This is a genomic window from Klebsiella sp. GFKo11 (genome assembly GCF_056490265.1).
Genome location: NZ_CM151369.1, coordinates 4,937,662 through 4,964,609 on the forward strand (window position 1 = coordinate 4,937,662; position 26,948 = coordinate 4,964,609).

Annotated in this window: 25 protein-coding genes; 7 read left to right on the forward strand and 18 right to left on the reverse strand. The window is 54.7% G+C overall.

Translation table 11 applies throughout. The annotated features are described in order from the left end of the window. Positions 1-4 precede the first annotated feature (4 nt). The gene (locus AC07P6_RS23820; RefSeq protein WP_478314856.1) at positions 5-907 is read left to right on the forward strand and encodes a LysR family transcriptional regulator; all 903 of its coding nucleotides are present in this window, start codon (positions 5-7) and stop codon (positions 905-907) included. Here the strand turns inward: AC07P6_RS23820 and malZ are convergent. The 5 genes from malZ to phoB all read right to left on the reverse strand — a co-directional run bounded on the left by malZ (position 904) and on the right by phoB (position 8,109). Next, positions 904-2,721: a maltodextrin glucosidase gene (gene malZ / locus AC07P6_RS23825; RefSeq protein ID WP_478314857.1), complete on the reverse strand. Its 1,818-nt coding sequence runs from the start codon at positions 2,719-2,721 to the stop codon at positions 904-906. The genes AC07P6_RS23820 and malZ overlap by 4 nt on opposite strands. Positions 2,722-2,873: 152 nt before the next feature. Beyond that, a complete protein-coding gene (proY, locus tag AC07P6_RS23830; RefSeq protein ID WP_478314858.1) occupies positions 2,874-4,244 on the reverse strand; it encodes a proline-specific permease ProY in 1,371 nt (456 codons plus the stop codon). Positions 4,245-4,370: 126 nt separating this feature from the next. After that, positions 4,371-5,690, reverse strand: coding sequence for a branched-chain amino acid transporter carrier protein BrnQ (gene brnQ / locus AC07P6_RS23835; protein WP_182236679.1), 1,320 nt, complete (start codon positions 5,688-5,690; stop codon positions 4,371-4,373). A gap of 412 nt (positions 5,691-6,102) precedes the next feature. Continuing rightward, positions 6,103-7,398, reverse strand: a complete 1,296-nt coding sequence (gene phoR / locus AC07P6_RS23840) for a phosphate regulon sensor histidine kinase PhoR (protein WP_182236677.1) — start codon at positions 7,396-7,398, stop codon at positions 6,103-6,105. Between the two features lie 21 nt (positions 7,399-7,419). Next, a complete protein-coding gene (phoB, locus tag AC07P6_RS23845; protein WP_181483373.1) occupies positions 7,420-8,109 on the reverse strand; it encodes a phosphate response regulator transcription factor PhoB in 690 nt (229 codons plus the stop codon). A 184-nt stretch (positions 8,110-8,293) separates the two neighbouring features. On the opposite strand from phoB, the gene sbcD reads away from it, so the two are divergent. From sbcD to AC07P6_RS23860, 3 genes are all read left to right on the forward strand, one after another. After that, on the forward strand, positions 8,294-9,496 hold the full coding sequence (sbcD, locus tag AC07P6_RS23850; protein WP_478314859.1) for an exonuclease subunit SbcD: 1,203 nt from the start codon (positions 8,294-8,296) through the stop codon (positions 9,494-9,496). Beyond that, positions 9,493-12,627, forward strand: a complete 3,135-nt coding sequence (gene sbcC, locus AC07P6_RS23855; protein ID WP_478314860.1) for an exonuclease subunit SbcC — start codon at positions 9,493-9,495, stop codon at positions 12,625-12,627. The genes sbcD and sbcC overlap by 4 nt, the downstream gene beginning before the upstream one ends. Before the next feature lie 269 nt (positions 12,628-12,896). Then, on the forward strand, positions 12,897-13,259 hold the full coding sequence (locus AC07P6_RS23860) for an NUDIX hydrolase (RefSeq protein WP_478314861.1): 363 nt from the start codon (positions 12,897-12,899) through the stop codon (positions 13,257-13,259). 48 nt (positions 13,260-13,307) lie between these two features. Here the strand turns inward: AC07P6_RS23860 and mak are convergent, their stop codons facing one another. Beyond that, a complete protein-coding gene (gene mak, locus AC07P6_RS23865; RefSeq protein ID WP_304256521.1) occupies positions 13,308-14,213 on the reverse strand; it encodes a fructokinase in 906 nt (301 codons plus the stop codon). 91 nt (positions 14,214-14,304) lie between these two features. On the opposite strand from mak, the gene rdgC reads away from it, so the two are divergent. Next, the gene (rdgC, locus tag AC07P6_RS23870) at positions 14,305-15,216 is read left to right on the forward strand and encodes a recombination-associated protein RdgC (protein ID WP_478314862.1); all 912 of its coding nucleotides are present in this window, start codon (positions 14,305-14,307) and stop codon (positions 15,214-15,216) included. Between the two features lie 42 nt (positions 15,217-15,258). Here the strand turns inward: rdgC and ppnP are convergent, their stop codons facing one another. The 4 genes from ppnP to aroL all read right to left on the reverse strand — a co-directional run bounded on the left by ppnP (position 15,259) and on the right by aroL (position 17,357). After that, entirely contained in the window at positions 15,259-15,543 is a 285-nt protein-coding gene (gene ppnP / locus AC07P6_RS23875; protein WP_004099395.1) for a pyrimidine/purine nucleoside phosphorylase, read from the reverse strand. 87 nt (positions 15,544-15,630) lie between these two features. Next, complete coding sequence (locus tag AC07P6_RS23880) at positions 15,631-16,311, reverse strand: AroM family protein (protein WP_181483384.1); 681 nt, start codon at positions 16,309-16,311, stop codon at positions 15,631-15,633. A gap of 255 nt (positions 16,312-16,566) precedes the next feature. After that, positions 16,567-16,758, reverse strand: coding sequence for a YaiA family protein (locus AC07P6_RS23885; RefSeq protein ID WP_110273805.1), 192 nt, complete (start codon positions 16,756-16,758; stop codon positions 16,567-16,569). Between the two features lie 71 nt (positions 16,759-16,829). Continuing rightward, positions 16,830-17,357, reverse strand: coding sequence for a shikimate kinase AroL (gene aroL, locus AC07P6_RS23890; RefSeq protein ID WP_182236664.1), 528 nt, complete (start codon positions 17,355-17,357; stop codon positions 16,830-16,832). Positions 17,358-17,692: 335 nt separating this feature from the next. Between aroL and AC07P6_RS23895 the strand changes: the two genes are divergently transcribed. Further along, positions 17,693-18,391, forward strand: a complete 699-nt coding sequence (locus AC07P6_RS23895) for a DUF2076 domain-containing protein (RefSeq protein WP_182236661.1) — start codon at positions 17,693-17,695, stop codon at positions 18,389-18,391. On the opposite strand, the gene AC07P6_RS23900 is transcribed toward AC07P6_RS23895, so the two are convergent. Further along, positions 18,388-18,846: a YaiI/YqxD family protein gene (locus AC07P6_RS23900; RefSeq protein WP_110273808.1), complete on the reverse strand. Its 459-nt coding sequence runs from the start codon at positions 18,844-18,846 to the stop codon at positions 18,388-18,390. The two genes, AC07P6_RS23895 and AC07P6_RS23900, sit on opposite strands and share 4 nt — an antisense overlap. Before the next feature lie 159 nt (positions 18,847-19,005). Here AC07P6_RS23900 and proC point away from each other — a divergent pair, with 159 nt between their 5' ends. After that, positions 19,006-19,815: a pyrroline-5-carboxylate reductase gene (proC, locus tag AC07P6_RS23905; protein ID WP_112214092.1), complete on the forward strand. Its 810-nt coding sequence runs from the start codon at positions 19,006-19,008 to the stop codon at positions 19,813-19,815. 46 nt (positions 19,816-19,861) lie between these two features. Here proC and psiF read toward each other — a convergent pair whose 3' ends face one another. From psiF to AC07P6_RS23940, 7 genes are all read right to left on the reverse strand, one after another. Further along, positions 19,862-20,182: a phosphate starvation-inducible protein PsiF gene (psiF, locus tag AC07P6_RS23910; protein ID WP_110273810.1), complete on the reverse strand. Its 321-nt coding sequence runs from the start codon at positions 20,180-20,182 to the stop codon at positions 19,862-19,864. Positions 20,183-20,273: 91 nt separating this feature from the next. After that, positions 20,274-21,704 carry an alkaline phosphatase gene (phoA, locus tag AC07P6_RS23915; protein WP_304256510.1) on the reverse strand — a complete coding sequence of 477 codons (1,431 nt, stop codon included), beginning with the start codon at positions 21,702-21,704 and terminating at the stop codon, positions 20,274-20,276. 89 nt (positions 21,705-21,793) lie between these two features. Next, on the reverse strand, positions 21,794-22,054 hold the full coding sequence (gene iraP, locus AC07P6_RS23920; protein ID WP_181483389.1) for an anti-adapter protein IraP: 261 nt from the start codon (positions 22,052-22,054) through the stop codon (positions 21,794-21,796). 228 nt (positions 22,055-22,282) lie between these two features. Further along, entirely contained in the window at positions 22,283-23,275 is a 993-nt protein-coding gene (gene idnR / locus AC07P6_RS23925) for a DNA-binding transcriptional regulator IdnR (RefSeq protein WP_061155604.1), read from the reverse strand. A 66-nt stretch (positions 23,276-23,341) separates the two neighbouring features. Beyond that, positions 23,342-24,631: an MFS transporter gene (locus AC07P6_RS23930; protein WP_475700825.1), complete on the reverse strand. Its 1,290-nt coding sequence runs from the start codon at positions 24,629-24,631 to the stop codon at positions 23,342-23,344. Positions 24,632-24,727: 96 nt separating this feature from the next. Beyond that, complete coding sequence (gene idnO, locus AC07P6_RS23935) at positions 24,728-25,492, reverse strand: gluconate 5-dehydrogenase (RefSeq protein WP_304256505.1); 765 nt, start codon at positions 25,490-25,492, stop codon at positions 24,728-24,730. Between the two features lie 177 nt (positions 25,493-25,669). Further along, on the reverse strand, positions 25,670-26,869 hold the full coding sequence (locus tag AC07P6_RS23940) for a multidrug efflux MFS transporter (protein ID WP_110273816.1): 1,200 nt from the start codon (positions 26,867-26,869) through the stop codon (positions 25,670-25,672). Positions 26,870-26,948: the final 79 nt, after the last annotated feature.

A 26,948-nucleotide genomic window follows, 5' to 3' on the forward strand; every position in this document is an offset into this window, starting at 1 on the left:
ACTCATGCGTTTAAACCTTGATGTCCTGCTGATTCTCGACGCGCTGGACAGACATGGCTCTTTTGCCACCGCCGCCGAGTCACTCTTTAAGACCCCCGCCGCGCTGAGCTACATGATCCAAAAACTGGAGAACGATCTGAACATTACCTTGCTGGATCGCTCCGGACATCGGGCTAAATTTACCGATACTGGCAGAATGATGCTGGAGAAGGGGCGATTGTTGCTGAATGCTGCCAAAGATCTGGAAAAGCAGGCGGTTCAGCTCAGCGCCGGTTGGGAGCGGGATTTGGCCATCGCGTTGGATGACTCTTTCCCTTTTAATGCGCTGTTACCGCTGATCGACGAGTTCTACTCGCTGCATCCGCAAACCCGGCTTAACTTTACCCATCATACTCTCGCCGGTTCATGGGAAGAACTCACCCACAACGGGGCGGATATTATACTCGGGGCGATTAATGAACCGCCAACGTCTGCCGAATGGTCGTGGAAAATGCTCGGCACAATGGACAATATTTTCGTCGTTGCGCCGGGGCATCCACTGGCGCAAACCACCCAACCGCTGACCAACAAACAGCTGAGTCTGCATCGCGCGGTAGTGATCAGCGACAGCGCACGCAACTGCCATCCACTTAACAGCAATCTGCTTGATGAACAGCCGCAAATTCGCGTCGACAGCTTCGCCAGCAAAGTGGAATTGTTACGCGCCGGGCTGGGCTGCGGCTTTTTACCGCGCCATATCGCCCGTCAGTGGCTGGAAAGCGGCGAGCTGGTGGAAAAGCCCGTCACTTCGTTTCGTGAGAAAGATATTACCTATATGGCCTGGCGTAGCGGGAATGACGGGCTGGCCCAGCGCTGGTGGCGTGAGGCCATTCTCCAGGACGAAAGACTGAGCCAGCTCTATCATTAACGGCTAAACCACACGTTGGCCGAGATAGCGGGTAGCGTCAGCACACCGTCGTGCAGCGCTCCGGCTCCCTCTTTCAACTGCCAGCCGTTAACATCAAGCAGCGGTGAATCCTCAATAACGACCTCGCAGGCTTCGCCGCGGTTAATCGCCACCAGCACCCGCTGCTGCTTATAGACACGCGCGAACACTACCACGTTCTCTTCGGCATAAATCACCTGGCAGCCGCCGTAGCGCAGCGCCTGATTAGCCTTACGCAGCTTGCTCATACGCTTATACAAGCCGAGCAGACAGCCATCCTGCAATGCCGGATCCCACGGGAACGGCTTACGGCAGAACGGATCGTTATTGCCATCCACGCCGACTTCATCACCGTAATAAATGCACGGTACGCCCGGCCAGCTAAACAGCCATACCACCGCCAGCGGCAAACGTGCCACATCCTTACCCAGTAGAGACTTAAAGCGGGCGGTATCGTGACTATCGAGCTGATTGAACATCCGCAACTGCTGCTGATGCGATAGCCCGGCGCGATAGTTATCCATCCACGCCATGCAGGTCTGAGCATCGATTTTCTGCGGATCGTAGGAAATATCGGTATTAGCAAGAAAGCCCCACAACGGGAAGGTAAAACCGCGGTAGTTCATCGCAGAATCTTCAACGTCGGCCTGTAGCCACTGGCGCGCATCGCCGAAATGCTCACCAAACACAAAGGATTCCGGCTGCTCTTGCTTCGCCGCATGGGTGATGCCGGCAATATGGCGCAGGTTATTACGCGCCCCGCCGCCTTCGCCCAGCATATGCACCACGTCCAGCCGCCAGCCGTCCATACTCCACGGCGCTTTCAGCCAGTGGCGCACCACACTATCTTCTCCGGCATAGATTTCATTGACCAGGGTCTCCGATCGATAATCCAGCTTCGGCAAGCTGGAATATCCCAGCCAATCATGGGCCACGCCCTCCGGAGAGAAGTTATACCAGTCGCGCCACGGCGAATCGGCATTATGGCAGGCACCACCGCTACCGCGCTGATGGCGATCGAACCAGGCGTGCGAATCACCGCTGTGGTTGAACACGCCATCAAGGATCAGACGCATTCCCTCTTTTTGCGTATTGTGGCGCAGGCGCAGCAGCGCCGCATCGCCGCCAAACTGCGGGTCAACGCGCCGGTAATCTTCGGTGTCGTATTTATGCACGCTGGGGGCAACAAAGACCGGGTTCAAATACAGAGCCGTGACGCCAAGCTGCTTCAGGTACGGCAGCTTTTCGCTAATACCATCCAGATCGCCGCCATAAAAGGTGGAGCCGCCCGCTTCGCCGGTGAGCGGTTCATCCCACTCTTTACGCACGATGTCGTGACCGGCTGCGTGATGATAGTAAACCTTGTCCTGTTCAGCCTCGCGCGACTGGCTGCGGGCAAAACGGTCGGGGAAAATCTGGTAAAACACCTGGTCGGCCACCCACTGCGGTCCGCTGTCCGGAACATCGACGGCAAACTGCTCCAGCCGCGCCGGTGGAAAACGGTTGAACCCCTGCGGCGTGAACCATAGCTGACGGTCGGCCCACAGCAGCTTGAAGCTATAGCGCCGACGTGGCTGCCCGTTGACAAGGTTGATTTCCCCGCGCCACGCTACCACGCCTGGATGCGGCTCCTGCCGCAGACGATGCATCGGCAGCGAAAGCTCTTCGTTGTCCTCCTCCGCACGCAACGTCACCCGCGGCGGCAGATCGCCGCCGCTTAGCCATAATGTAATAAACAGTCGTTCCTGCTGTTCCTTAATAAACGGAGCAACCGGGAGGTGCCATGCCTTCAACATCGTTATTCCTCTCTTTGCAGAATGGGCACACCTTGCCACAGCGTACAGGCGTATGACTCATCATCGGCAGAATTATTGGGGGAGGATGGCGGGGGTGGAGGGATCTCTTGCCGGATAGCCTGAGCGTATCCGGCAAGGAGAGAACAAAATGGCTACGCCTTCGCCAGCTTACGGTCGCGACGAGTTTTAAACTGCCAGCCCACCAGCAGCAGGATAATCCACGCAAAACCGACGTACAGCGAGATGCGGGTATCCGGATGATAACCAATCAGACCAATAATAAAGACGAGGAATATCAGTCCGATAACCGTCGTCGTTACCCCGCCCGGCACCTTAAACTTCAGCGCCTGCGCCTCTCGCGGCGGTAGATGGCGGCGGAAGGCAATCTGCGACAGCAGGATCATAATCCACACCCACACCGTGGCGAAGGTGGCCAGCGAGGCAATCACCAGGAAGACGTTCTCTGGCATGATGTAGTTAAGATAGACCGCAAACAGCAGCGCAATGGTCATCACCATTACCGTCACCCACGGCACCCCACGGCGCGACGTTTTGGCGAACATTTTCGGCGCGCTGCCCTGCTCCGCCATACCGTGCAGCATGCGCCCCACGCCAAAGACGTCAGAGTTAATCGCCGACAGCGAAGCGGTCAGCACCACAAAGTTCAGGATGCTGGCGGCAAAGGTGATACCCAAATGCTGGAAGGTTAAGACAAACGGGCTACCGTTCGTTCCAACCTGATTCCACGGGTAGATAGACATAATCACGAACAGCGTGCCGACGTAAAACACCAGGATACGCATCGGGACCGAGTTAATGGCCCGAGGAATAGATTTCTCCGGGTCTTCCGCTTCACCGGCGGTAATACCGATGATTTCAATCCCGCCGTAGGCGAACATCACCATCTGCAACGACATCACCATCCCCAGCCAGCCGTTGCTGAAGAAACCGCCGTTGCTCCATAGATTATGGATGCCGGTTGGCTGACCGCCGTTGCCAATACCCCAGATAATGATGCCGAAACCGGCCAGAATCATGATGATAATGGTGGCGACTTTGAAGAAGGAGAACCAGAACTCCAGCTCGCCGAAGACCTTCACGCTCATCAGGTTGACGGCGCAGATGATCAACACCACGCTGAGCACCCAAATCCAGTGCGGCACCGCCGGGAACCAGACGCCCATATAGATGCCGAAGGCTGTTACATCGGCGATGGCGACGATCAGGATTTCAAAACAGTAGGTCCAGCCGGTGATGTAACCCGCCAGCGGGCCAAGGTAGTCCTGCGCGTAGCGTGAGAACGAGCTGGCGGCAGGGTTATGCACCGACATCTCGCCCAGCGCGCGCATGATAATGTACGCCGCGACGCCGCCGATAATATAAGCCAGCAGGACGCTCGGCCCCGCCATTTTAATCGCGTCAGCCGAGCCATAGAAAAGCCCGGTACCGATTGCCGAACCAAGAGCCATAAAACGAATATGCCGGGTACTTAGCCCACGCTTAAGCTTGTTACTACTTTCCATCGTGTTCCATGCCGTTTGTCTCCCCTGGCCTTTGCGGGGGCAAAGTTCAAAAGGAGCATAACTAAAAAAACAAAAAACCACGGGAGGTTAAATCCCGTGGTTAAGCACTTAAATTCTCGACGTCGTTTAGTGTGCGCCGGATGTCACCTGACGTCCTACGGCACGATCCCAAACAACCGCCAGAATCAGCATTACTGCGGTCGGCATCAGCCAGGCCAGCCCCTGTTCTGCCAACGGCAGACGCGCGGTCCAGGATGGCATAAAGTCGGCAAACGGCGACGCTTTAACGCCATCAATAATACCAAACATCAGGCTGATAAACATGGCCGGGGCAATAACGCGGGACGAATTATGCCACCAACCGCGGGTAAAGCTTAATACAACCAGTGCGATACACGGCGGGTAGATTGCCGTCAGCACCGGAATTGAAATCTGAATCAGGTGGCTCAGCCCCAGATTGGAGACCGCCATCGAGAACAGGCCGAGGATAAACACCAGCGTGCGATAAGAGAACGGCAGGTACTGGGCGAAGAACTCCGCGCAGGCGCAGGTCAAGCCCACCGCCGTAACCAGACAGGCGATAAAGATCAGCGCCGCCAGCAGGAAACTTCCCGCGCCGCCGAAGGTGTGCTGTACGTAAGCGTGCAGAATCGCCGCGCCGTTGGCGGATTGCTCGACCAGCGTGCCGCTATCGGAACCGAGGCGGAACAGCGCCAGATACAACAGCGTCAGGCCAACACCAGCCATCAGGCCAGCCCAGACGGTGTAGCGGGTCAACAGACGGGCTTCTGTCACGCCACGGGAACGCGCGGCGTTGACAATCACGATACCAAAGACCATCGCCCCAAGGGTATCCATGGTCAGGTAACCGTTAACGAAGCCGTTAGAAAACGGTGCGGTGCGATAGGCTTCCATCGCGTGACTCAGCGGGCCGGCAGGCCAGACAATCGCCGCAACGGAGAGAATAACCAGCGCAATGATTTTCAGCGGCGCGAGGAAATTCCCCACCGTATCCAACAGTTTGCCCGGATAGAGCGAAACAAGGATCACCAGTGCAAAATAGATAACGCTATAAATCAGCAGCGGCAGAGGGCCATCACCGGTCAGCGGAGCAATCCCCACTTCAAAAGAGACGGTGGCGGTACGCGGAGTAGCGAACAGCGGCCCCACAGCCAGATAGCAAACTACGGCCAGCAGGATACCGGCGACTTTACCAATCGGCGTGCTCAGGCTTTCTACGCCGCCGCCGACTTTCGCCAATGCCACGACCGTTAGCACCGGTAAACCCACGGCGGTAATCAGAAAGCCAATAGCCGCGGTCCAGACGTGTTCACCAGCCTGTAAGCCAACCATCGGAGGGAAGATAATATTGCCTGCGCCGACGAACAGCGCGAAGGTCATAAAGCCCAACGCAACGATGTCGCGAGATTTTAACTGATGGGTCATAAATTCATTACTGCCTGTGGATGTGGTGTTGTAAAAACGGATAAATACCGCGCCTTCCCTTAGGGGATGATACAGCGGCCATTGTCAGTAAACTCAGCGGGATATGCTCCCAAAGCGGCGTGGAAAAGAATTGTTTTTTGAATTACCACGCAAAAACAGTCTGTCTGCGACCGTAGGGGGGCAATTTAAACGCTTATAACGTTTTAAAGCAAGGAGGGATCGTAAAAGCAGATGATTATGCTAACTCTATTTTCATAGCCAGAATGATTGACCTGACTGATGGAAAACATGTGGCTTATCATGCGAACAAAAAAGCAGCGAACGTTCGTTAATTACGCAAAACGAAATTGCCTGCAAATGAAAATGACCAGCCGAAGCTGGTCATTGGCAACTAATGCTGACAGGACAGGAACTAGGGCTCATTTTTGGCAATTAAACGTTCCGGCAGCAAGAAGCTAAAACGCGTCCCTTTGCCCAGCGTGCTTTCAATTTCAAGACGACTGTCGTGATGACTGATCGCGTGTTTAACAATCGCCAGCCCCAAACCGCTGCCGCCGGTTTGCCGCGATCGTGCCTTATCAACACGGTAGAAACGTTCGGTCAGGCGCGGAATATGCTCCGGAGAAATTCCCGGACCGTTATCCTCGACGCTAAACAACGCGCCGTGAGATGCCCGCTTCCAGCTCACGGTGATTTCCGTTCCCGCCGGAGTATGATTGACCGCGTTATACACCAGGTTGGAAATCGCGCTACGCAGTTGTTCTTCATTCCCCAACACTTTCAGCGACTCATCGACGGAAAAATGCAGAACATGCTTCTGCTGACTCAGGGTTTGCGCCTCGCGCTCCACCACCCGCAGCATCATCGGCACATCGATTCTATCGTTCATCGCCAGTACCGGCGCGGCCTCTATTCGTGACAGCGTCAGCAGTTGTTTAACCAGGCCTTCCATACGCTGGGTTTGCTCGCGCATGGTGTGTAACGCTTTCTCGCGCGTGCCCCCTTCCAGTATCTGCTCCTGCATCATCTCCAGATACCCCTGCAACACCGTCAGCGGGGTTCGCAGCTCGTGGCTGACGTTGGCAAAGAAGTTACGTCGCGCCCCTTCGAGCTGATGCATCTGCGTAACATCACGCGCCACCATCAGCAGCTGTTTATCGCTGTAGGGCATCACGCGAATTTCCAGATGCCTGGCATTATTCAACACCAGATTCAACGGCTTCGAGAAATCACGATATTTCAGGTAGTTGGCAAATTCCGGGTAGCGCAGCAGGTTAAGGATGTTCTGTCCGTTATCGTCCGGCCAGCGCAGATTAAGCGTCTGCTGGGCCAGGCCATTACACCAGAACATCACGCCCTCTTCGGTAGTTAAAACCACCGCATCAGGGAGAGATTCTGCACCGCTGCGAAAACGCTTTATAAGACTACCCAGCTCGCGACGGCGCTTTTTATTACGCATCTGCATCTGATGCAGGCCGTACAACAGCGGTTCCCAACTGCCGCTGCCCGGCGGTGGCGTCATGCTGCGGTCAACCCACAGCCACCACGACAGACGCATAAGATTCCAGAAATGCCAAATAAGAAGACCCGTCACCGCCGCCAGCAAAAACCACGGCAGGTGACCAAAAATCGCCCCGAGGATCAGGGCCGGGATACAACACAAGAAAAGCTCAAGCGCCAGCCTTTTCCATGACAGCCGTTCCAGCACGGTTCACACTCCTGTCGAGATTCAGAAACGGGCGGAGAAACGATATCCCGTGCCGCGAACCGTTTGTACCATCCGGTCATGGCCGCTATGTTCCAGCGCTTTACGCAGGCGGCGAATATGTACATCCACCGTTCTGTCTTCTACATATACGTTAGTTCCCCAAACGTGGTTGAGCAGCTGTTCGCGGCTATAAACACGCTCCGGGTGGGTCATAAAGAAGTGTAATAATTTAAACTCGGTCGGCCCCATATCCAGCGGGTTTTCACCGGTCATGACGCGATGCGAAGAAGGGTCGAGGCTCAGTCCCTGCATTTCAATCACCTCTTCCACCGCCATCGGCGAAATGCGCCGCATCACGGCTTTAATTCGCGCCACCAGCTCTTTCGGAGAGAATGGCTTGGTGATGTAATCATCCGCGCCGGTTTCCAGGCCGCGAACGCGATCTTCCTCTTCACCACGGGCGGTTAACATTACCACCGGAATCTCGCGGGTCATCGCTTCGCGCTTGAGCTGTTTAATAAACTGTAAACCTGAGCCACCCGGTAGCATCCAGTCGAGCAGGATCAAATCAGGCCAAGGTTCATTGAGTTGATTGACCGCGCTGTCAAAATCTTCCGCCTCGATGGGCTGAAAGCCGTTTTGCTCCAGAACAAAGCAGACCATTTCGCGGATTGGAGCTTCATCTTCAACGACCAGAATTCTTCTCGCCATTATTTACCCTGTATTTTTTAGCCATCAGTATAGAAGTGCGCGGCCATTATGCGTCAGATTTATGACAGATTTATGAAAAAAATGACGGGCAGATGAACAAGGGATTTTGAATTGTGACACGGACTTATCTCACTGTAGACCAGTGCTATAATGCCGCTTACGCTTTTTTCGCTACGGGACCACTATGCGCATCCTTCACACTTCTGACTGGCACCTTGGGCAAAATTTTTACAGCAAAAGCCGCGCCGCTGAGCATCAGGCGTTTCTCGACTGGCTGCTGACCAGCGCCCAGGAGCATGAGGTTGATGCCATTATTGTCGCGGGCGATATTTTTGATACCGGCTCCCCGCCGAGCTACGCGCGTGAGCTGTATAACCGGTTTGTCGTTCAGCTACAGCAGACCGGCTGCCAACTGGTGGTACTGGCGGGAAACCACGATTCGGTGGCGACCCTCAATGAATCGCGGGATATTCTCGCCTTCCTGAAAACCACGGTAGTCGCCAATGCCGGTCACGCTCCTTTTATTCTGCCCTTGCGTGATGGTTCAGCGGGGGCGATTTTTTGCCCTGTGCCGTTCCTGCGCCCGCGCGAGCTAGTGACCAGCCAGGCCGGTCACTCCAGCGGTGAAAAGCAGAAGCAGCTCCTCACCGCCATCAGCGACTACTACCAGCAGCAGTATCAGCAGGCCTGCGAACTGCGCGGCTACCGGCCGCTGCCGATTATCGCCAGTGGTCATTTGACCACCGTCGGCGCCAGCAAAAGCGACGCGGTTCGCGAAATCTATATCGGCACCCTCGACGCCTTTCCGGCAAGCCACTTTCCCCCTGCCGATTACATCGCGCTTGGCCATATTCACCGGGCGCAAGTGGTGGGCGGCTGCGAGCATATTCGCTACAGCGGATCGCCCATCCCGCTGAGCTTTGACGAAACCGGGAAAAACAAAAGCGTCAACCTGGTGACCTTCACCAACGGATGTCTAACAGACGTCACGCCGCTCATCGTCCCCATTACCCAGCCGCTGGCAGTATTAAAGGGCGATTTCGCCAGCATCAGCGAGCAGTTGAATCAGTGGCAAGATAATAGCCAGCAACCCGCCGTCTGGCTGGATATTGAGATCACCAGCGACGAATATTTGCATGATATTCAACGCAAAATTCAGGCACAGACCGAAACGCTACCGGTAGAAGTGCTGCTGGTGCGCCGCAGTCGCGCCCAGCGCGAGCGCATTCTGGCGGGCGAGCGCCGGGAAACGCTCAGCGAACTGCAGGTCGAAGATGTGTTTGCCCGTCGCCTGGCGCTGGAAACCCTGGAAGAGTCGCAGCAACAGCGCCTGGAGCAGCTGTTTAACGAGACGCTGCATAGCCTGAACGATGAGGATCGTCTGTGAAAATCCTGAGCTTACGTCTGAAAAACCTCAACTCGCTAAAAGGCGAATGGAAAATCGATTTCACCGCCGAGCCGTTCGCCAGCAACGGGCTGTTTGCCATTACCGGGCCGACCGGTGCCGGAAAAACCACCCTGCTCGACGCCATCTGTCTCGCGCTGTATCACGAAACCCCGCGTCTGAGCAGCGTGTCACAATCACAAAACGATCTGATGACCCGCGACACCGCCGAATGTCTGGCAGAAGTGGAGTTCGAGGTCAAAGGCATCGCCTACCGCGCCTTCTGGAGCCAGAATCGGGCGAGAAACCAGCCGGATGGTAATCTACAGGCCCCGCGCGTCGAGCTGGCGCGCTGCGACGACGGCAAAATCCTCGCCGATAAAGTCAAAGATAAGCTGGAAATGACCGCCACCCTCACCGGGCTGGATTATGGTCGCTTCACCCGCTCAATGCTGCTGTCACAGGGGCAGTTCGCCGCCTTCCTCAACGCCAAACCCAAAGAGCGCGCCGAGCTGCTGGAAGAACTAACCGGTACCGAAATTTACGGTCAGATTTCAGCACAGGTCTTTGAAAAGCATAAGCTTGCCCGCATCGAGCTGGAAAAACTTCAGGCCCAGGCTTCCGGCGTCCTGCTGCTGAGTGACGAGCAGCAGCAGGTTCTCCAGCAAAGTTTGCAAGTACTTACTGATGAAGAAAAACAGCAGGTTAGCGAGCAAACCAGTCTGCAAAACGCCCGTCAATGGCTGATGCGTCGTGAAGAGCTGACGACGGAAAATCTGAAGGCCCAGGCCACGCTGCGCGAGGCGCAGTCTGCGCTCGAACAGGCGCAGCCGCAGCTGACCGCACTGCTCAATGCGCAGCCCGCCGAACACTTGCGCCCGCATTGGACACGCCAGCAGGAACAAGCCGCCGCGCTGGCGCAAACCCGCCACCAGAGAGAAGAAGTAAATACTCGCTTACATGAACGGCTACGGTTGCGGGCAGGCATTCGCCTCGCTGCCCAGCAGCAGTCCGAACGCCTGCGCGCCCACCAGCACACGCTATCCGTATGGCTAAAAGAGCACGACCGCTATCAGCAGTGGGGAAATGCGCTGGCGGGCTGGCGGGCAGCGTTTCAACAGCAGGCCCGCGATGCGCAGCAGCAATCCACCCTGCAACAACGCCTGACGGAAACGACCCGCAGGCTGGCTGAACTCCCTTGTGCCACGCTAACGCTGGATGCCGAACAAGTGGCCCTCGAGTTGACGCAGCACACAAAGGCCCGGCCTCTGCGTCAGCAGCTTTCTTCTCTCTATAGCCAGCTACAACCGCTCAGCCAACGGTTATTACAGCTAAATGCCGCCGAACAGGCCAGCAAACAGGAACAGGAAAAGCTGGAAGCGACTCTGGCCCAGCGCCGACAGGCCTATAAAGAGAAGAATCAGCAGTTCAGCGATGTGAAAGCCCTGTGTGAAATGGAGGCGCGGATTGCCGGACTTGAGGCCGATCGCGCCCGTCTCCAGCCCGGCTCGCCGTGCCCGCTCTGCGGTTCCGAACAGCATCCGGCTATCGCCGAGTATCAGGCGCTGGTTCCCGGCGTAAACCAGGCGCGTCGTGATGCGCTAGAGCGCGAAGTTAAACAGCTAGCAGAGGCCGGGGCACAGCTTCGCGGCGAGCTGGATGCGCTGCTTAAACAGCAGCAAAAAGAGACCGCCGAGAAAGCATCCCTCCTCCAACAGGAGCAAGCGCTCACATCACAATGGCAGGAGACTATCACCGGATTAAATATCGACCTGAAGCCAAAGGATGATATTCCCGGCTGGCTGAATGCGCAGCAAGAGCATGAACAGCGGCTATATCAACACCAACAACGGTTGAACTGGCAGGCCCAGCAGCATGAGTGCCAGCAGCAGCTGCAACAGCTTCAGCAAGAACAAGAGCAGCGCAGCGTCGCACTGGCGGCTGAGCTGAACGCGTTTGCTCTGAGCTTACCCGCCCCGGACCAGGCCACGAACTGGTTAGCGCTGCGGGAAGAAGAGACCCGCAGCTGGCAAAACAAACAGAACGAAGCCACGGCTATTCAGGAGCAGCTCCAGCAGTTGACGCCGCTACTGGAAGCACTACCGGAAACCGAGCAACAGGCCGAGCCCGCGCCGCTGGAAGGCTGGCGTCAGGTGCACGACGACTGCCTGGCGCTTCAGAGCCAGTGGCAAACGCTGGGGCAGCAGGAAAATCAGCAGCAAACTCAGCTAACGGAGACCGAAAAACAGTTCAGCGCCGCGCTGGCCGCCAGTCCGTTCTCCGACCAGCAGGCATTCCTTGCCGCACTGCTGGATGAAGAGACACGCCAGCGCCTCGAACGGCTGAAGCAGACGCTGGAGAGCACGCTACAGCAGAATCAGGCGCTGGCGCTGCGGGCCCGCGAAACGCTGGATAGCCACAGTCAGCAACCGCCAGCAGAAACGGACATCAGCCAGCCGCTTGAGCAAGTACAGGAAAAACTCCAGCAACTGGCGTCGCGACTGCGCGAGAACAGTGCCCGTCAGGGCGAGATTCGCCAGCAACTGAAGCAGAATAGCGAAAACCAGCAGCGTCAGCAGGCGCTGCGTCAGGAGATGGAACGCGCGGCTCAGGAAGTGGAGGACTGGGCGTGGCTGAACTCGCTTATCGGCTCCAAAGAGGGCGATAAATTCCGTAAATTCGCCCAGGGGCTGACGCTGGATAATCTGGTGTGGCTGGCCAACCATCAACTCAACCGCCTGCATGGTCGCTATCTGTTGCAACGTAAAGCCAGTGAGGCGCTGGAGCTGGAAGTGGTCGATACCTGGCAGGCGGACGCGGTGCGCGACACGCGAACCCTTTCCGGCGGCGAGAGCTTCCTCGTTAGCCTCGCGCTGGCGCTGGCGCTGTCCGACCTGGTGAGTCACAAAACGCGGATTGATTCGCTATTTCTTGATGAGGGATTCGGTACTCTGGATAGTGAAACCCTTGATACCGCGCTGGATGCGCTGGATGCGCTTAACGCCAGCGGCAAGGTCATCGGCGTGATTAGCCACGTCGAGGCGATGAAAGAGCGCATCCCGGTACAAATTAAAGTTAAAAAAATCAACGGGCTGGGCTATAGCCGCCTGGATAAAACCTTCGCCGTCGACTAGTTCTCCCCCATCAATATCCTCATAAAAGGCCCCTTCCTTCGGGGAGAGGCCGCATTTTGCCGTTCGGCGCATTACATACAACCATTCCACTCACGATTAATCTTGATATTGCACGAATTTGCATGATAATTTATCTTAAAGCTCAATTATGACTGTTAATTATGCATTTCGTGCAAACTCGTGCATAAACAGTTTTGACTGACGGAAAGTGCCACAGGAAAGGAAACCCTCAACAGCACTCCCTTTCACGCATCAAGAAGGTCTTAAACATGAAAAGCTCTCTTATTTTGATCGCCGGCCCGGTACGCAGCGGCACCAATAATCGTCCGGAATTAATCGACGCTAACCTGAACAACATGGCGCAGGTTGCGCTAAGCGTTTACCAAAAAGGTCATATCCCCGTGGTCGGCGAATGGGTGGCTTTACCTGTTGCCAAAGCGGCAGGTTCCAAGGAAATTGGCGATGCGATTAGCGAGGAGTATCTCTATCCCGTCGCGCACCGTTTGATTAGCCGTTGTAACGCTATTTTGCGGATGCCGGGCGAATCCAAAGGGGCAGATCTGGATATTCAGGAAGGAGAAAAACTAGGGCTTACGATTTACTATGCTCTGGAAGAGATCCCGGACCTGTAAGCAACCAACATCCGTTGCGCAGCACCGACCGCGCAACGGGCTCATTATTTACAGCGGCCACAACCAGGCCGCGCCGCGCACGCCGCTGGAATCACCGTGCATTGCCTGGCGAATCGGCGTCTCGCACTCGCCGCCGAAGACCCAGAGTTTCAGCAGATTCGGTAGCGTTTGATACAACCGCTCGATATTGCTCATCCCCCCGCCCAGCACAATGACGTCCGGGTCGAGAATATTCACCACGTGAGCCAACGACTTCGCCAGCCGCATTTCATAGCGGCTCAGCGCCAGTTCAGCCAGCGGATCTTGCTCATCGACGCGCAGCATAATCTCGCGGCCTTTCAGCGGATTACCGCTCAGCCGCTGATAATCGGTAGCAAAACCAGTACCGGAAATAAAGGTTTCGATACAGCCTTGCTTGCCGCAGTAGCACGGCACTTGCGCGCGATAGCGCAATTCGTCTTCATCCATCCACGGCAGCGGATTGTGCCCCCACTCGCCCGCCGTACCGTTACCACCAATATGGGCACGCCCATTTAGCGCCACGCCGGAACCGCAACCGGTACCGATAATCACCGCAAATACCGTTTGCGCCCCGGCCGCCGCGCCGTCTACGGCTTCCGATACCGCCAGGCAGTTGGCATCATTTGCCAGACGCACTTCGCGATTCAGGCGCTGACTGAGATCTTTATCAAACGGCTGGCCGTTGAGCCAGGTCGAGTTGGCATTTTTGACCACGCCGGTATAGGGCGAAATCGAGCCGGGGATCCCCATACCGACCGTGCCGCGCTGCCCCGTAGCCCGCTCAGCCATCTCTACCAGCGAGGCGATCGTCTCTATCGTCTGATGATAATCATCCCTTGGCGTAGGCAGGCGATGGCGAAATAGTTGCTCTCCCCGGTCGCTCAACGCGATGACTTCCGTTTTGGTCCCGCCTAAATCAATCCCAATGCGCACTGTAAATTCCTCTCCCCGATTAACAATGCAAGCATAGCGACAATTCGCTATCATGCCCGCTGGATTTAACGACAAAGCCGTGGAAATTATCATGCTGTGGTTCAAAAATTTAATGGTTTATCGTCTCAGCCGCGACATTTCCTTGCGTGCCGAGGAGATGGAAAAACAGCTGGCCGAGCTGACATTTACCCCGTGTGGCAGCCAGGATATGGCCAAAACTGGTTGGGTTTCGCCGATGGGATCGCACAGCGATGCGCTGACGCATACGGCAAATGGCCAGATAGTTATCTGCGCACGTAAAGAAGAAAAGATCCTGCCGTCGCCGGTGATCAAACAGGCGCTGGAAGCGAAGATCTTTAAGCTGGAAGCCGAGCAGGGCCGCAAGCTAAAGAAAACCGAGAAAGACTCGCTGAAAGACGAAGTGCTGCACTCTCTGCTGCCGCGCGCTTTCAGCCGTTTCAGCCAGACCATGATGTGGATCGATACCGTCAACGGGTTGATCATGGTGGACTGCGCCAGCGCCAAAAAAGCGGAAGATACGCTGGCGCTGCTGCGTAAAACCCTGGGCTCGCTGCCGGTCGTCCCGCTGGCGCTGGAAAACCCGATCGAGCTGACGCTCACCGAGTGGGTTCGTTCCGGTACCGTGGCTCAGGGCTTCCAGTTGCTGGATGAAGCCGAGCTGAAAGCAATGCTGGAAGATGGTGGCGTGATCCGCGCGAAGAAACAGGATCTGGTCAGCGACGAAATTGCCGTGCACATTGAAGCCGGTAAAGTAGTCACCAAGCTGGCTCTCGACTGGCAGCAGCGTATTCAGTTCCTGATGTGCGATGATGGTTCGATTAAACGCCTGAAGTTCTGTGATGAGTTGCACGATCAGAATGAAGATATCGACCGGGAAGATTTCGCTCAGCGCTTTGATGCGGACTTTATTCTGATGACCGGCGAACTGGCCGCGCTCATTCAGAATCTGGTGGAAGGATTAGGCGGCGAAGCGCAGCGCTAACCTCACTCATTCCTTCCTGCCTGAGCAGGAAGGATATTTGTCTTACAGATAGCGGCACAGATAGGAAGTTGGTTCAGCCACCTGCAAATTAAACTCGCTATTCCCCGGAACGTTGAATACTTCACCGGCGGCATACACTTTCCACTCGGTCTCACCCGGCAGAAGCACGTTCAGCGCGCCGCTAACCACGGTCATCTCTTCGGGCTGCGCGGTACCAAAGGTATATTCCCCTTCCGCCATCACGCCCACGCTCGCACGACCGGTACTGCTGCTGGTGAAGCCAATAGATTTTACTTTTCCGTCAAAGTATTCATTGCTTTGAAGCATAAACTCGCCCTTATGATCTGGTGTTGAAGGCACAATATAGGGGGCGCTCCTTGCCCCTGTCACGTAAAATTAACGCGTTGCATCAGGTTAAACTAATAGTTCTGCCGCCAGTCGGGAAACCAGCACATTTGACAACAGAACCGGAATATCCAGCGCTTTTTGTAACACGTCACGATGCTGCTGGTGGTAGCACAGACAATCCAGCATCAGTACATCAGCCCCTTGCGCTATCAACTCCCTGGCCGCGGCCAGTAAATCATCTTTGCTACCGCTAACCGGATTGGAGATGGCATACAGCGGTGTATTTTCTAACACCTGCCATTTCTCCTGCTGTAGCGGCAAAATCTCTTCAACCGGAACAATCACCCCAACCTGGTGACCGTCAACAATGGATGCCACCAGCGGTGGGATGATCCTTTGCGGTTCGAGCAGGATCGCATTATTCGCCGCAAAGCCGCGAAAAGGATGGGTACTCATCAGTAAAATAAGATCGTAATTTTGTTTGTCGAGCATCGCGATAGCGCTACGCAAATCCCGCTCTACCTTTTGCCGAGAGACCTGCGCAATTTGATTATCGCTCAGCAAGGTCAGTAACGTCTCTTCGCCGGATTCCACGGCATACTCCTGCATAACCTCTTCACGCGCCATTTTGCCAAGCAGGCTAATGTGGGTGATTTGATCTTCCCTGATATGCTCGGTTAAAAGCGGCAACATCTCCGCCACCGGTACTACCCCAATGGTCAAAATAGCCATCGATGCACTACTCATATCATGTACCTTTTCAGTACCGCTGTTTAAAAACAGGCTTCTATTAACAACATCTGCCCCATGGTGACTAAAAATCAACCGTCGAGAAGCGTAGCAGGTTAATGCCGCTATGGAATGTAAAGATTCCAGAAGCGTTAAAAACGCTCCTGAAAATCCGTAACTTAGGTAATCATTAGTACTGTTAATAGATTAAAAATGTGATAGATGCCCGGTAACGGTCCTTTTCAGAGTGAGTCCCGGACATTAATAGGGAAATTATGATTTGTCAGGATCTTCGTAGCGCTGTTTTGCATCTCGCGCTTCTTGTTCTGAGGGATGCTCGCTGATAAGCGAATTGGGCGTGGGATGATCAGCGCGTAGTTCATACCATGTCACCGATTGACCTTCCGGCCCTTTTTCAACAGCAACGATACGCGCTTCTCTTGGATATGGAGGTCTGGTCGGCATAACGCTTCCTTTTTCTACTTTAAGAATTTTAAAGTATAGGCGCTGCCGATCCGTTTACCGTAAGCAAAATCTTAACTGCTGTAGGTCGCCCCGCAAACCGTCGCCATAATCTGCTCAACCACTTCATCCGGCGATACGGTCGCATTAATAATATGATGCGCGGCAGCACGATACAGCGCTTCTCTCTGCGCCAACACCTCACCCACTTCATCGCGGATGGGTTTCCCGGTCAGCGTCGGACGCTGCTCAGCTTTCGGATAGGCTTCCAGGCGGTCAATCAGCGCAGAAACCGAGGCTTCCAGATAAATCACTACGCCGTTCTCGCGCATAAACTGACGATTGTATTCACTAAGAATAATGCCGCCACCGGTGGCGATAATCGTCGCCGGCTGCGCGACTCTTTCCAGAGCCTGAGTTTCCAGCGCGCGAAAACGTTCCCAGCCTTCCTGCTCGACGATAGCCGCGACCGTGCGCTGCTCATGTTCCTGCAGCTCATGGTCCGTGTCAGCGAACTGGAAACTGCGAACTTGCGCCAGCGCGTGACCGATGGTTGTTTTACCGCAGCCGCGAGGCCCGACAAGAAAAATTAGCTGTGCCATTACCGAAGACCCCTTGGTTCCGCGTTTTGCGGATATAAAGAAAGCGAAAAGAGAAACAATGGTACCGCAAACTCACTCAATGACATCCGTAAAATAAACGTTACACACCATCTACGAACCCTTTCACCTTAGTATTTGAAAGGACTTTACATGTAAACTTATCATTGCATTTGGTGTTATGCCAGCTTTACTTTCCCGCAAAAGTTATTTTTTGTTCGCAGTCTGGCGTAAACAGTAACACATTTCTGCATAGCTTTACGCGGCAACATATTTACAACATGGGTCGTTCAGGGAGACTCTGACGCTCATTAATTAGTATGACTGAGGAATGTATTATGCAATCTGAAGAGCAACGCCTTATTGATGGACTGTTTTCCCGGCTGAAAGAGGCCGAGACCCGCAGCGCATCCCGCGATGCCAGCGCTGAAGAGCGGATTGCCCAGCACGTCAGCGAGCAGCCTTCCGCCCCCTACTATATGGCGCAAACTATCCTGATTCAGGAGGCGGCTATCAAACAGCTCAACGACCGCATTCAGGCGCTGGAAAGTCAGGTGACGCAGCTTCAGGCGGCGAAACCAAGCAGCGGCGGATTTCTCTCTGGACTGTTTGGTGGCGGCCAGTCTCGCGGCTCCGACCCGATTCCTGGCGCAGAGCAATACGGCCGGCCGCAGGCTAACGCGCAGCCGCAGTACGCCCAGCAGGCGCAAAACTATGCTCCGCAGGCGGCAGCACGCAGCGGCGGGGGATTTATGGCAGGCGCGCTGCAAACGGCGGCCGGCGTTGCTGGCGGTGTGGTGCTCGGGAATATGCTGACGAATATGTTCAGCGGTTCGCACCCACAGGAGATCGTCAATATTATTGAAGACAAACCGCAGCCGGACCTTAGCCAGGCACAGGACACCAGCGCGGCAGACGATACCTTCCGCCAGGATGATGGACAGTTCCTTGCCGATAACAGTGCTTATAATTCCGATTTCGACGCCGGTTTTGGCGACGATAGCGATTTCGGCAGCGACGACGATAGCTGGGTTTAATTCTGCTGTCGTTTGACCTCTAACAGCCACTTCTCCAGCGCGGCGGCAAACTGTTGTCGGTCGCGCTGGGATAAGCTATCCGGGCCGCCGGTCTGCACGCCGCTGGCCCGCATCGTTTCCATAAAGTCGCGCATCGTCAGACGCTCGCGAATAGTTGCCTCGCTATAACGCTCACCGCGCGGATTCAGCGCCGCACCGCCCTTTTCCAGAACTTCAGCTGCCAGCGGGATATCTGCCGTAATAACCAGATCTCCCGGCTCGCATAAGCGCACGATTTCGTTATCCGCTACGTCAAAACCCTGGGCCACGCGCAGGGTGCGGATGAAACGCGACGGTGGAACGCGCAGCGGCTGATTAGCCACCAGCGTCATTGAGATTTGCGCGCGCTCGGCGGCACGGAACAAAATATCTTTAATCACATTCGGACACGCGTCCGCATCAACCCAAATAGCCATTGCGGCTCCTGTCGACGAAAAAGAGAAACCGTATTGTTACCTGCTTTTGCCTTTCGTGAAAGCGACAAGTTGACGGCTCCCCGCCGTAAACGGCGAAGTCCCCGGAGGGCTTTTTGATGATAAGCTAGAGAGCTAACGACAAAACAAAGGGGATTGGTGATGGAGAAGAAAATCGGCTTTATCGGTTGCGGCAATATGGGCAAGGCCATCCTGGGCGGCCTGATCGCCAGCGGACAGGTTCAGCCGGGGCAAATCTGGGTCTACACCCCGTCGCCGGACAAAGTCGCGGCCCTGCACGACCAGTACGGCATTAATGCAGCACAAAGCGCGCAGGAAGTCGCCCAGGTGGCGGATATCGTTTTCGGCGCCGTAAAGCCGGGAGTGATGGTCAAAGTGCTCAGCGACGTGGCCTCCAGCCTGAATAAAGACTCGCTGGTCGTTTCCATTGCCGCGGGCGTAACGCTAGACCAGCTGGCACGCGCGCTGGGCCATGACCGCAAAATAGTTCGCGCCATGCCCAACACGCCGTCTCTGGTCAATGCAGGCATGACCTCGGTCACTCCAAACGCGTTGGTCAGCCCCGAAGAAACAGCCGAAATCCTGACTATCTTCCGCTGTTTTGGCCAGGCAGAGCTGATCGCCGAGCAGATGATTCACCCGGTAGTTGGCGTCAGCGGCTCCGCCCCAGCCTACGTCTTTATGTTTATCGAAGCGATGGCCGATGCTGCGGTGCTCGGTGGAATGCCGCGCGCTCAGGCTTACAAATTTGCGGCACAGGCGGTGATGGGTTCCGCCAAAATGGTGCTCGAAAGTGGGGAGCATCCGGGTACGCTGAAGGATATGGTTTGCTCGCCTGGCGGCACCACAATCGAAGCCGTGCGCGTGCTGGAAGAGAAAGGCTTCCGCTCCGCCGTTATCGAAGCAATGGTCAAATGCATGGAGAAATCAGAAAAGCTAAGCCGCTCCTGATTTAAATGCCGAATTGCGGGTGAGGTTTCCCTCACCCGCTTATTTCTTACACCTGTTTTTTCAGGCAGGCGCTCATAAATTTGCTGCGATCGTCCCCTTTCAGAGACTGTTGGGTCGCCTGAGCGTTGCACTCACGCATTTTTTGCTGCTGAGGCGTTAGCCCCTTGCCGTCCTGCGTGGTGGCATCTTTCTTCAGGCAGTTACTCATAAACGTCTTACGCTCATCCCCTTTCAACGACTTCGATGACGCCTCTTTATTACAGACGCTCATCTTCTGCTGCTGTGGGGTCAACTCTTTTTCCGCGGCACTCACCGCCGTCATAAATACCAGGCCAAAAAGTAGGGTCACAAGTAATGTTATTTTCATCACACCATCCTTCTCTGAGTGGATCTCTGTAAGTCTGGTCGCTGATGGAGAAAAAACCAGCCGGTAACGTAAATTCGCTACCGGCGGCGGTTTATTTCAGATTAAGTGCAGCCTTCATGGTGTAGAACAGGTCAGTCTGGTCGGTTAAGCCGACCACGTTGGCCGCGTGCGGGCCGTAGGCGGCAATACGCAGTTGAGTGCCGGTATGCTCCATCGACTCTTCTTCAGAGTTGCCGTAGCTCATCACCATCACCGAACCGTCTTTGGTGTTCAGCGCCTGCGTCAGACCCGGAGCTTTGGTGTCTGCCGGAATAATCTGGCTGGAGTGTGCGTGGTCGGCGGTAACGATGACCAGGGTATTACCCTCTTTTTTGGCGAATTCCAGCGCCTTCTGCACCGCTTCGTCCAGATCGACGGTTTCACCAATCTGACCGCACGGATTCGCCGCGTGGTCCTGTTTATCGATAGACGCGCCTTCCACCTGCAGGAAGAAGCCTTTTTCATTGCTGCTCAGCAGGTCGATAGCTTTTTCCGTCATCTGCGCCAGCGTCGGCACCGAGGCATCACGTTTCGGGTTCGGAGTACAGGTCACCGCGGCTTTGTCGATATTGCCATGATAAGAGGCTTTCGGCCCCTCCCAGCGTACCGGCATATTGCCCTGAGAGAAGAGCCCCAATAGCGGCTTGTCCTGGTTCGCCTGGTTGATGGCGCTCAAAGAGCTGGCATCGGTGACAATCTGGTAGCCACGAGCGATTGCCTGATCGTGCAGCGTTTTACCCTGCCACTCACCGGCAGTCGCGCTCTCAGCGAAGGTTTTCGCCCCGCCGCCCAGCGTCACGTCGGCGCGGGCATTCAGCAGTTGTTCGGTAATAGAACCTTTACCGCCCTTTTCCAGCGCGTTGCTGGCGCATTTTTCGCTGGTCACGATTGGGCCATAGCATTTACGCGAAGTGACGTGGGCCACCAGCGCTGCCGGGGTCGCATCCTGTAGCTCCGCCGTTGAGACGTTACCGGTCGCTAAGCCCGCCGCTTTTGCCAGCTCAAGGATGGTCTGATGATCTTTTTCATGGATATCCACACCCAGCGCGCCGTTGTAGCTTTTAACACCGGTGGTCCAGGCCGTGGCGGAAGCGGCGGAGTCGGTAACATAATCCGGCTTGCCGGTTTTCTTATCCAGAGAATAATGAGTGTACTGGCCGGTCAGCGGCAGCGCGTCAATACCTTTAAAGAAACCGCCCGCCCCTTCAGCATAATTTCGCGCAGCGGTAATTTCAGAATCACCCATCCCGTCGCCAATCAGCAAAATAATATTTTTGGCCGGCTTGTTGATTAACGAAGCACGCAGCGCCTCGGTTTGATCGCCGCTTAAACGACGCGCTCCGCCCGGCGTGGTGATATCGCCCTGAGCGGCACGATTTTCCAGAACCGGTGCGGGTGTCGTTTCAGCATGAATAATCGGGGAGCCCAGCAGAGGTATCAGGGCAATAAACAGGGCGCTTAATTTCACTTTTATCGTCTCCATGTAAAAAATACTTTAAAAAACAAAACGAGGGAGACTGTATAAAAGCGATGTGACAGTAAAATGACAGCATCCATATCTTGTCACAGAGACTAACTACGAGGATGCTGTAACAGCTTCTTTATATATTGCTGCAATAGCTGGGTGTCACGATCATCGACCAGCGGACCAGGGCTTGCCTGCTCGATTGCCTGCTCAATATCGTTGATTAATGCCTGCTGGGCATCCTGCGCCATATGACGCAGCAGCGCGGTGACGACCACTTCCAGTGCCTCAACCTGGGCCGTTAATTCCTTTGCTTCCTCTTCCTTCTGTGCCAGTTTCACCAGTAGCTCAGCAATGAGATTCTTCACAATGCGTTATCCTTAATGTGAGGTCCGTAGGCTGCTATTTATGTCATACATCAGCCATCGTACACCAGTATTATTTTAAAAATAACATCTCTTTCCATCCCATATTAAGCGAAACGTTTTGCTCATTGCTTATTCAGACCATGGAATATACTCAATAGCAATTAATAAGCCTCATAACCAAATTCATCAACATAAGAATAAAATGGAATATTGCTATTCCATCGATAACTATAACGTATCACCATAATATATCTGGTAGGCCAGATTAACGCTGTCCGGCGCGTCTTTACCTGCCAATCGGGCAATCAGTATTTCACTTGCTGTTTTACCGATGTCATAACGTGGGGTAATGACGCTGGCTATTTTCTGCAAGCGTGCGCGGCCAATTTCCAGCCCATGAAAACCGGCTATGGCTATCTCTTTCGGCACCGCTTTGCCCTGTGACTGACATTCCAGCAATACCCCCACCGCCAGATCGTCATTGGTACAAAAAATGGCGTCGATATCCGGGCGCGACTGCTGCGTTTGCAGGAACATCTGCCGGCCAAGGGCGACCGAGGAGATGGTGCGCGGAGCCATGTGATACGCCTTCAGGCCATGAACCTCCAGCGCCAGCTCGGTGCCGCGAAAACGACTAAGATCGCGAGGGTCGTCCATTGAACCAAAAAAGGCAATTGACCGTTTGCCGCTTTCGAGAAAGGCGTTAGTCATATCCCACGCCGCCTTTTCGTTATCGAACCCCACCTGAATATCAAGCTGCTGGCCGCCGAAGTCCATCAGTTCCGCAACCGGAATACCGCTGGCGCGTACATATTGAATCATGCGATCGCTATGCTGCTTGCCGGTCAGGATCAGGCCATCAATATTATAGGAGAGCAAATTGAGCACTTCGCGCTCTTCGCGCTGCGGGTCATATTCGTAGTTGGCGATCAGGGTCTGGTACTGGTGCGCGGAGGTTACCGATTCAATACCGGCCAACACATCGGCGAAAATCTGATTGCGAAAAGAGGGGATCAGCACGCCTATCGTTTTGCTGCGCGCGTTGAGCAGAATTTCCGGCGCCCGATTAGGGATATAGTTATTCTCTTCCATGACCTTTGAAATCAGCTCACGGCTGCGCTGAGAAACCTGGCCGGGGTCGCGTAAATAACGGCTCACCGTCATCTTATTCAGCCCTGCCAGGTTGGCGATATCCTGCAATGTCATCCGGTTGTTTTTCATCGGGTTCTCTGCGACAAACGACTTATGTACTCGCAGAGAACCTTACCACAGCAGCTACGGTTTATGTTAACCCGCGACCTTTTTTGCCGTGACCGATGACGATGAAGGTTCGTTATTGGCACGCACGTTGTACATCAGCACCACCGAAGCCAACAGCGCGATCGCCATAAATGTATAAGAAACGCCAGGCCCGCCCATAATCCCATTCAAATAACCTACCAGCCACGCGCCGAGGAAAGCACCGAGCGCGCCGAAGCTGTTAATCAAGCCCATCGACACGCCGGAGACGTTACGCGGCAGCAGTTCCGGGATCAGCGCGAAGAAAGGACCGTAAGGCGCATACATACAGGCAGCAGCGATCACCAGCAGCGCATAGGAGAACCAGAACGCCTGGTCACCCACCATCCAGGAACCAAAGAAGGCGATAGCGGCAATCAGCAGCAACGGCCAAATAAACAGCTTACGATTCTGGAACTTATCTGACAGCCAGGAGACCGTCAGCATCAGACAGATCGCCGCCAGATATGGCACCGCCGCCAGCCAACCTACCGCCACAATATCCATCTGCGCGGCGTTTTTCAGAATCGACGGCATCCACATCATGAAACCGTATACGCCAATACTCCACAACGCATGCACGGCGCACAGCATAATCACGTTGCGCGAGCGCAGCGCTTCGCCATAGTTACGTACCGGCTTGATATTGCTCTGTTCGCTATCCATCGCCTTCTGCAGGGTCTCTTTTTCCTGCTCATTCAGCCAGGAGACCTCAGAGGGTTTATCGCGGACCAGGATCCACCAGCATACTGCCCACAACACCGCCGGAATACCTTCGATGATGAACATTTCACGCCAGCCCCAGGACTGAATCAGGTAGCCGGATACGATAGACATCCACAGCACGGTCACCGGGTTTCCGAGGATCAAGAAGGTATTGGCGCGCGAACGCTCGGTTTTGGTAAACCAGTTGCTGATGTAAATCAGCATCGCAGGCATCACCGCCGCCTCAACCACGCCAAGAGTAAAGCGAATCGCCATCAGCATCGGAATATTACTGACGAACCCGGTCGCCGCCGCGCAGAAGCCCCATAAAATAAGGCTAAAGAAAATCATTTTGCGCACGCTGCGTTTTACCGCATATATCGCACCGGGCACCTGGAAAAAGAAATAGCCGAGAAAAAAGAGTGCGCCAATCAGCGACGCGGTGCCTTTAGTAATGCCTAAATCACTTTCAATTCCCGCCGCAGCGGCAAAGCCATAATTCGCGCGGTCAAGGTACGCCAGACTATAGGTAATAAAAATAATCGGCATTAAATACCACCAGCGACGCGCTGGTAATTTCGCGAGCATTTGCATAAGCAATCCTCAGATTATGAATATCATCATACGGGTTTAATATATCGTCTTTCAGGTATCGCGAGCGTGCCCGTTTCCCGAAAGACGCAAAGTTATTTAAACGGCAGCAAGCATCCCGCCATCCACAAACAACAAATGACCGTTAACGAAGTTTGCCGCAGGCGAAGCCAGATACACCGCCGCGCCAATCAACTCTTCCGGTTTTCCCCAGCGCGCTGCCGGAGTGCGCTGATATAACCAGGCGGAAAACGCCTCGTCGTTCACCAGCGCGGTCGTCATTTCGGTGGCAAAATAGCCCGGCGCAATCCCGTTGACCTGGATATTATATTCCGCCAGCTCCACGCACATTCCGCGAGTCAGCATTTTAACTGCCCCTTTCGATGCGGCATACGGAGTAATGGTTTTGCGACCTAATTCACTTTGCATTGAACAAATATTAATTATTTTTCCCGCACGGCGCGTCATCATATATTTCGCCACCTGCTGCGAGACAAGGAAAACGCCTTTCTGGTTAACTTCAATAACCCGATCCCACTCCTCTTCGGGGAATTCAGTGAAAGGGTAGCGGCGCTGGATCCCGGCGTTATTAATTAAAATATCAATTGCACCGAATTCCTCTTCGATACGGGCAATTGCCTGCTCAACCTCCGCCGCCTGAGTCACGTCAAACGCATAACCTACTGCGCGGTAGCCCTGAGCCACCAACGCCTGCGCCGCCTGGTCTGCCCGCTCCTGAGTACGGTCGTTAATGATTATCTCTGCGCCATACTCTGCAAGGCCACCGGCCAGCAGATTGCCAATCCCCTGAGCAGAACCGGTGATGAGCGCACGTTTCCCTGATAAATCGAATAAATTTCTCATAAAACCTCTTTTTCCATAACTGTTACGCGTAACTGTATACGCGTAACAGTTACAAATAGAAGGGGGTAAGAGGTGAAAATGATCGTTTTGTGATCGGTGATGCATTTACAGATGAGGAAGATCAAAAACCGGCATTGACGTAGTGACGTCAATACCGGTCGAAGAGAAAGAAAGGGGTCAGGCGGCGGTACGGCGACTACGACGCAGCATGATAGCCAGCTGCCAGATATTGATCAGCACAATAATCGCCGTAGCGATAAATACCCAACGGAAACCCGCCATCGCCGATACCGATGCGCCAATCAGCGGGCCGACAACGTTACCGAGATACATAAACGACTGGTTATAACCAAAAATACGCCCAGTGACGCTATCGCTACAGTACTTCAGCAACAGAGTTTGTACCGCAGGCAACATCGCCCCATCGGCAAAACCGAGCAGAAAACGTAGAACCCCGAGCTGGAATGGCGTCGTGACGAACGACATGGCAAAGAACATCACCACCGCGCAGCACAGCGTCGCCAGCAGGATCCGCGAGGTGCCAATCCGATCGCCAAGTTTGCCCAACTTCGGGGCGGAAATAAGCGCGGAGACGCCCGGTACGGCGGCGATCATCCCAGCCAGGAAGGCGATATTATTGCTATCCGGTGCCATCGACTTGATAAACAGGGCAAGAATCGGGCCGATTGAGCCATTGCACAGCTGAATCACCAGGGTAGTGAAGAACAGGCTAATCACCAGCCCCGGATAGGGCAGCGAGGCAAACACCGCTTTACCGCTGAGCCTCTGTGCTTTGCTAACCTGCGGACGAGCGCCCTCTTTAATCAGAAACAACGTGACCAGGAAGCTCACCGTCAGCAGCGCGGCGGTGATGATAAATACCGCCCGCAGACCTACGTGGTCAGCAAGAAACCCACCGAGCAGCGGCCCACCGATAACCCCGCTGATTTGCGCCGTCGAAAGCGTACTCAGCGCCCAACCGCTGCGCTCACGCGGGACCTGAGAAGCGACCAGCGCCATGGCGTTGGGAATATAACCAGAAGTCAGCCCCATCACCGCGCGCAGGATAAACAGCTGCCAGACGTTAGTGGCAAACGCCTGTAATAAAATAGCGATGGCCATACCGAGCGAGGCGCGCAGCAGCATCAGCTTACGCCCTTTGCGGTCAGCCAGGCTCCCCCACATCGGCGAAACAATCGCCGACACCAGGAAAGTGACGCTGAAGGTCAAACCAGACCACATGGATAAGGCTTCGTGCGAGGTGACGCCAAGCTGGGACACGTACAGCGGTAAAAAGGGGAGAATTTGGCTGATAGCCAGTCCGGTAAAAAAACAGCCAAACCAGACGGAGATGAGATTAACCTTCCAAGATTCCATAACTACGCGTATTCATTAATTTTTTGGAAATTATTAACTAGCTTAGCAATTTCCCTCCTGCGAGGTAGTACCAGAGGTG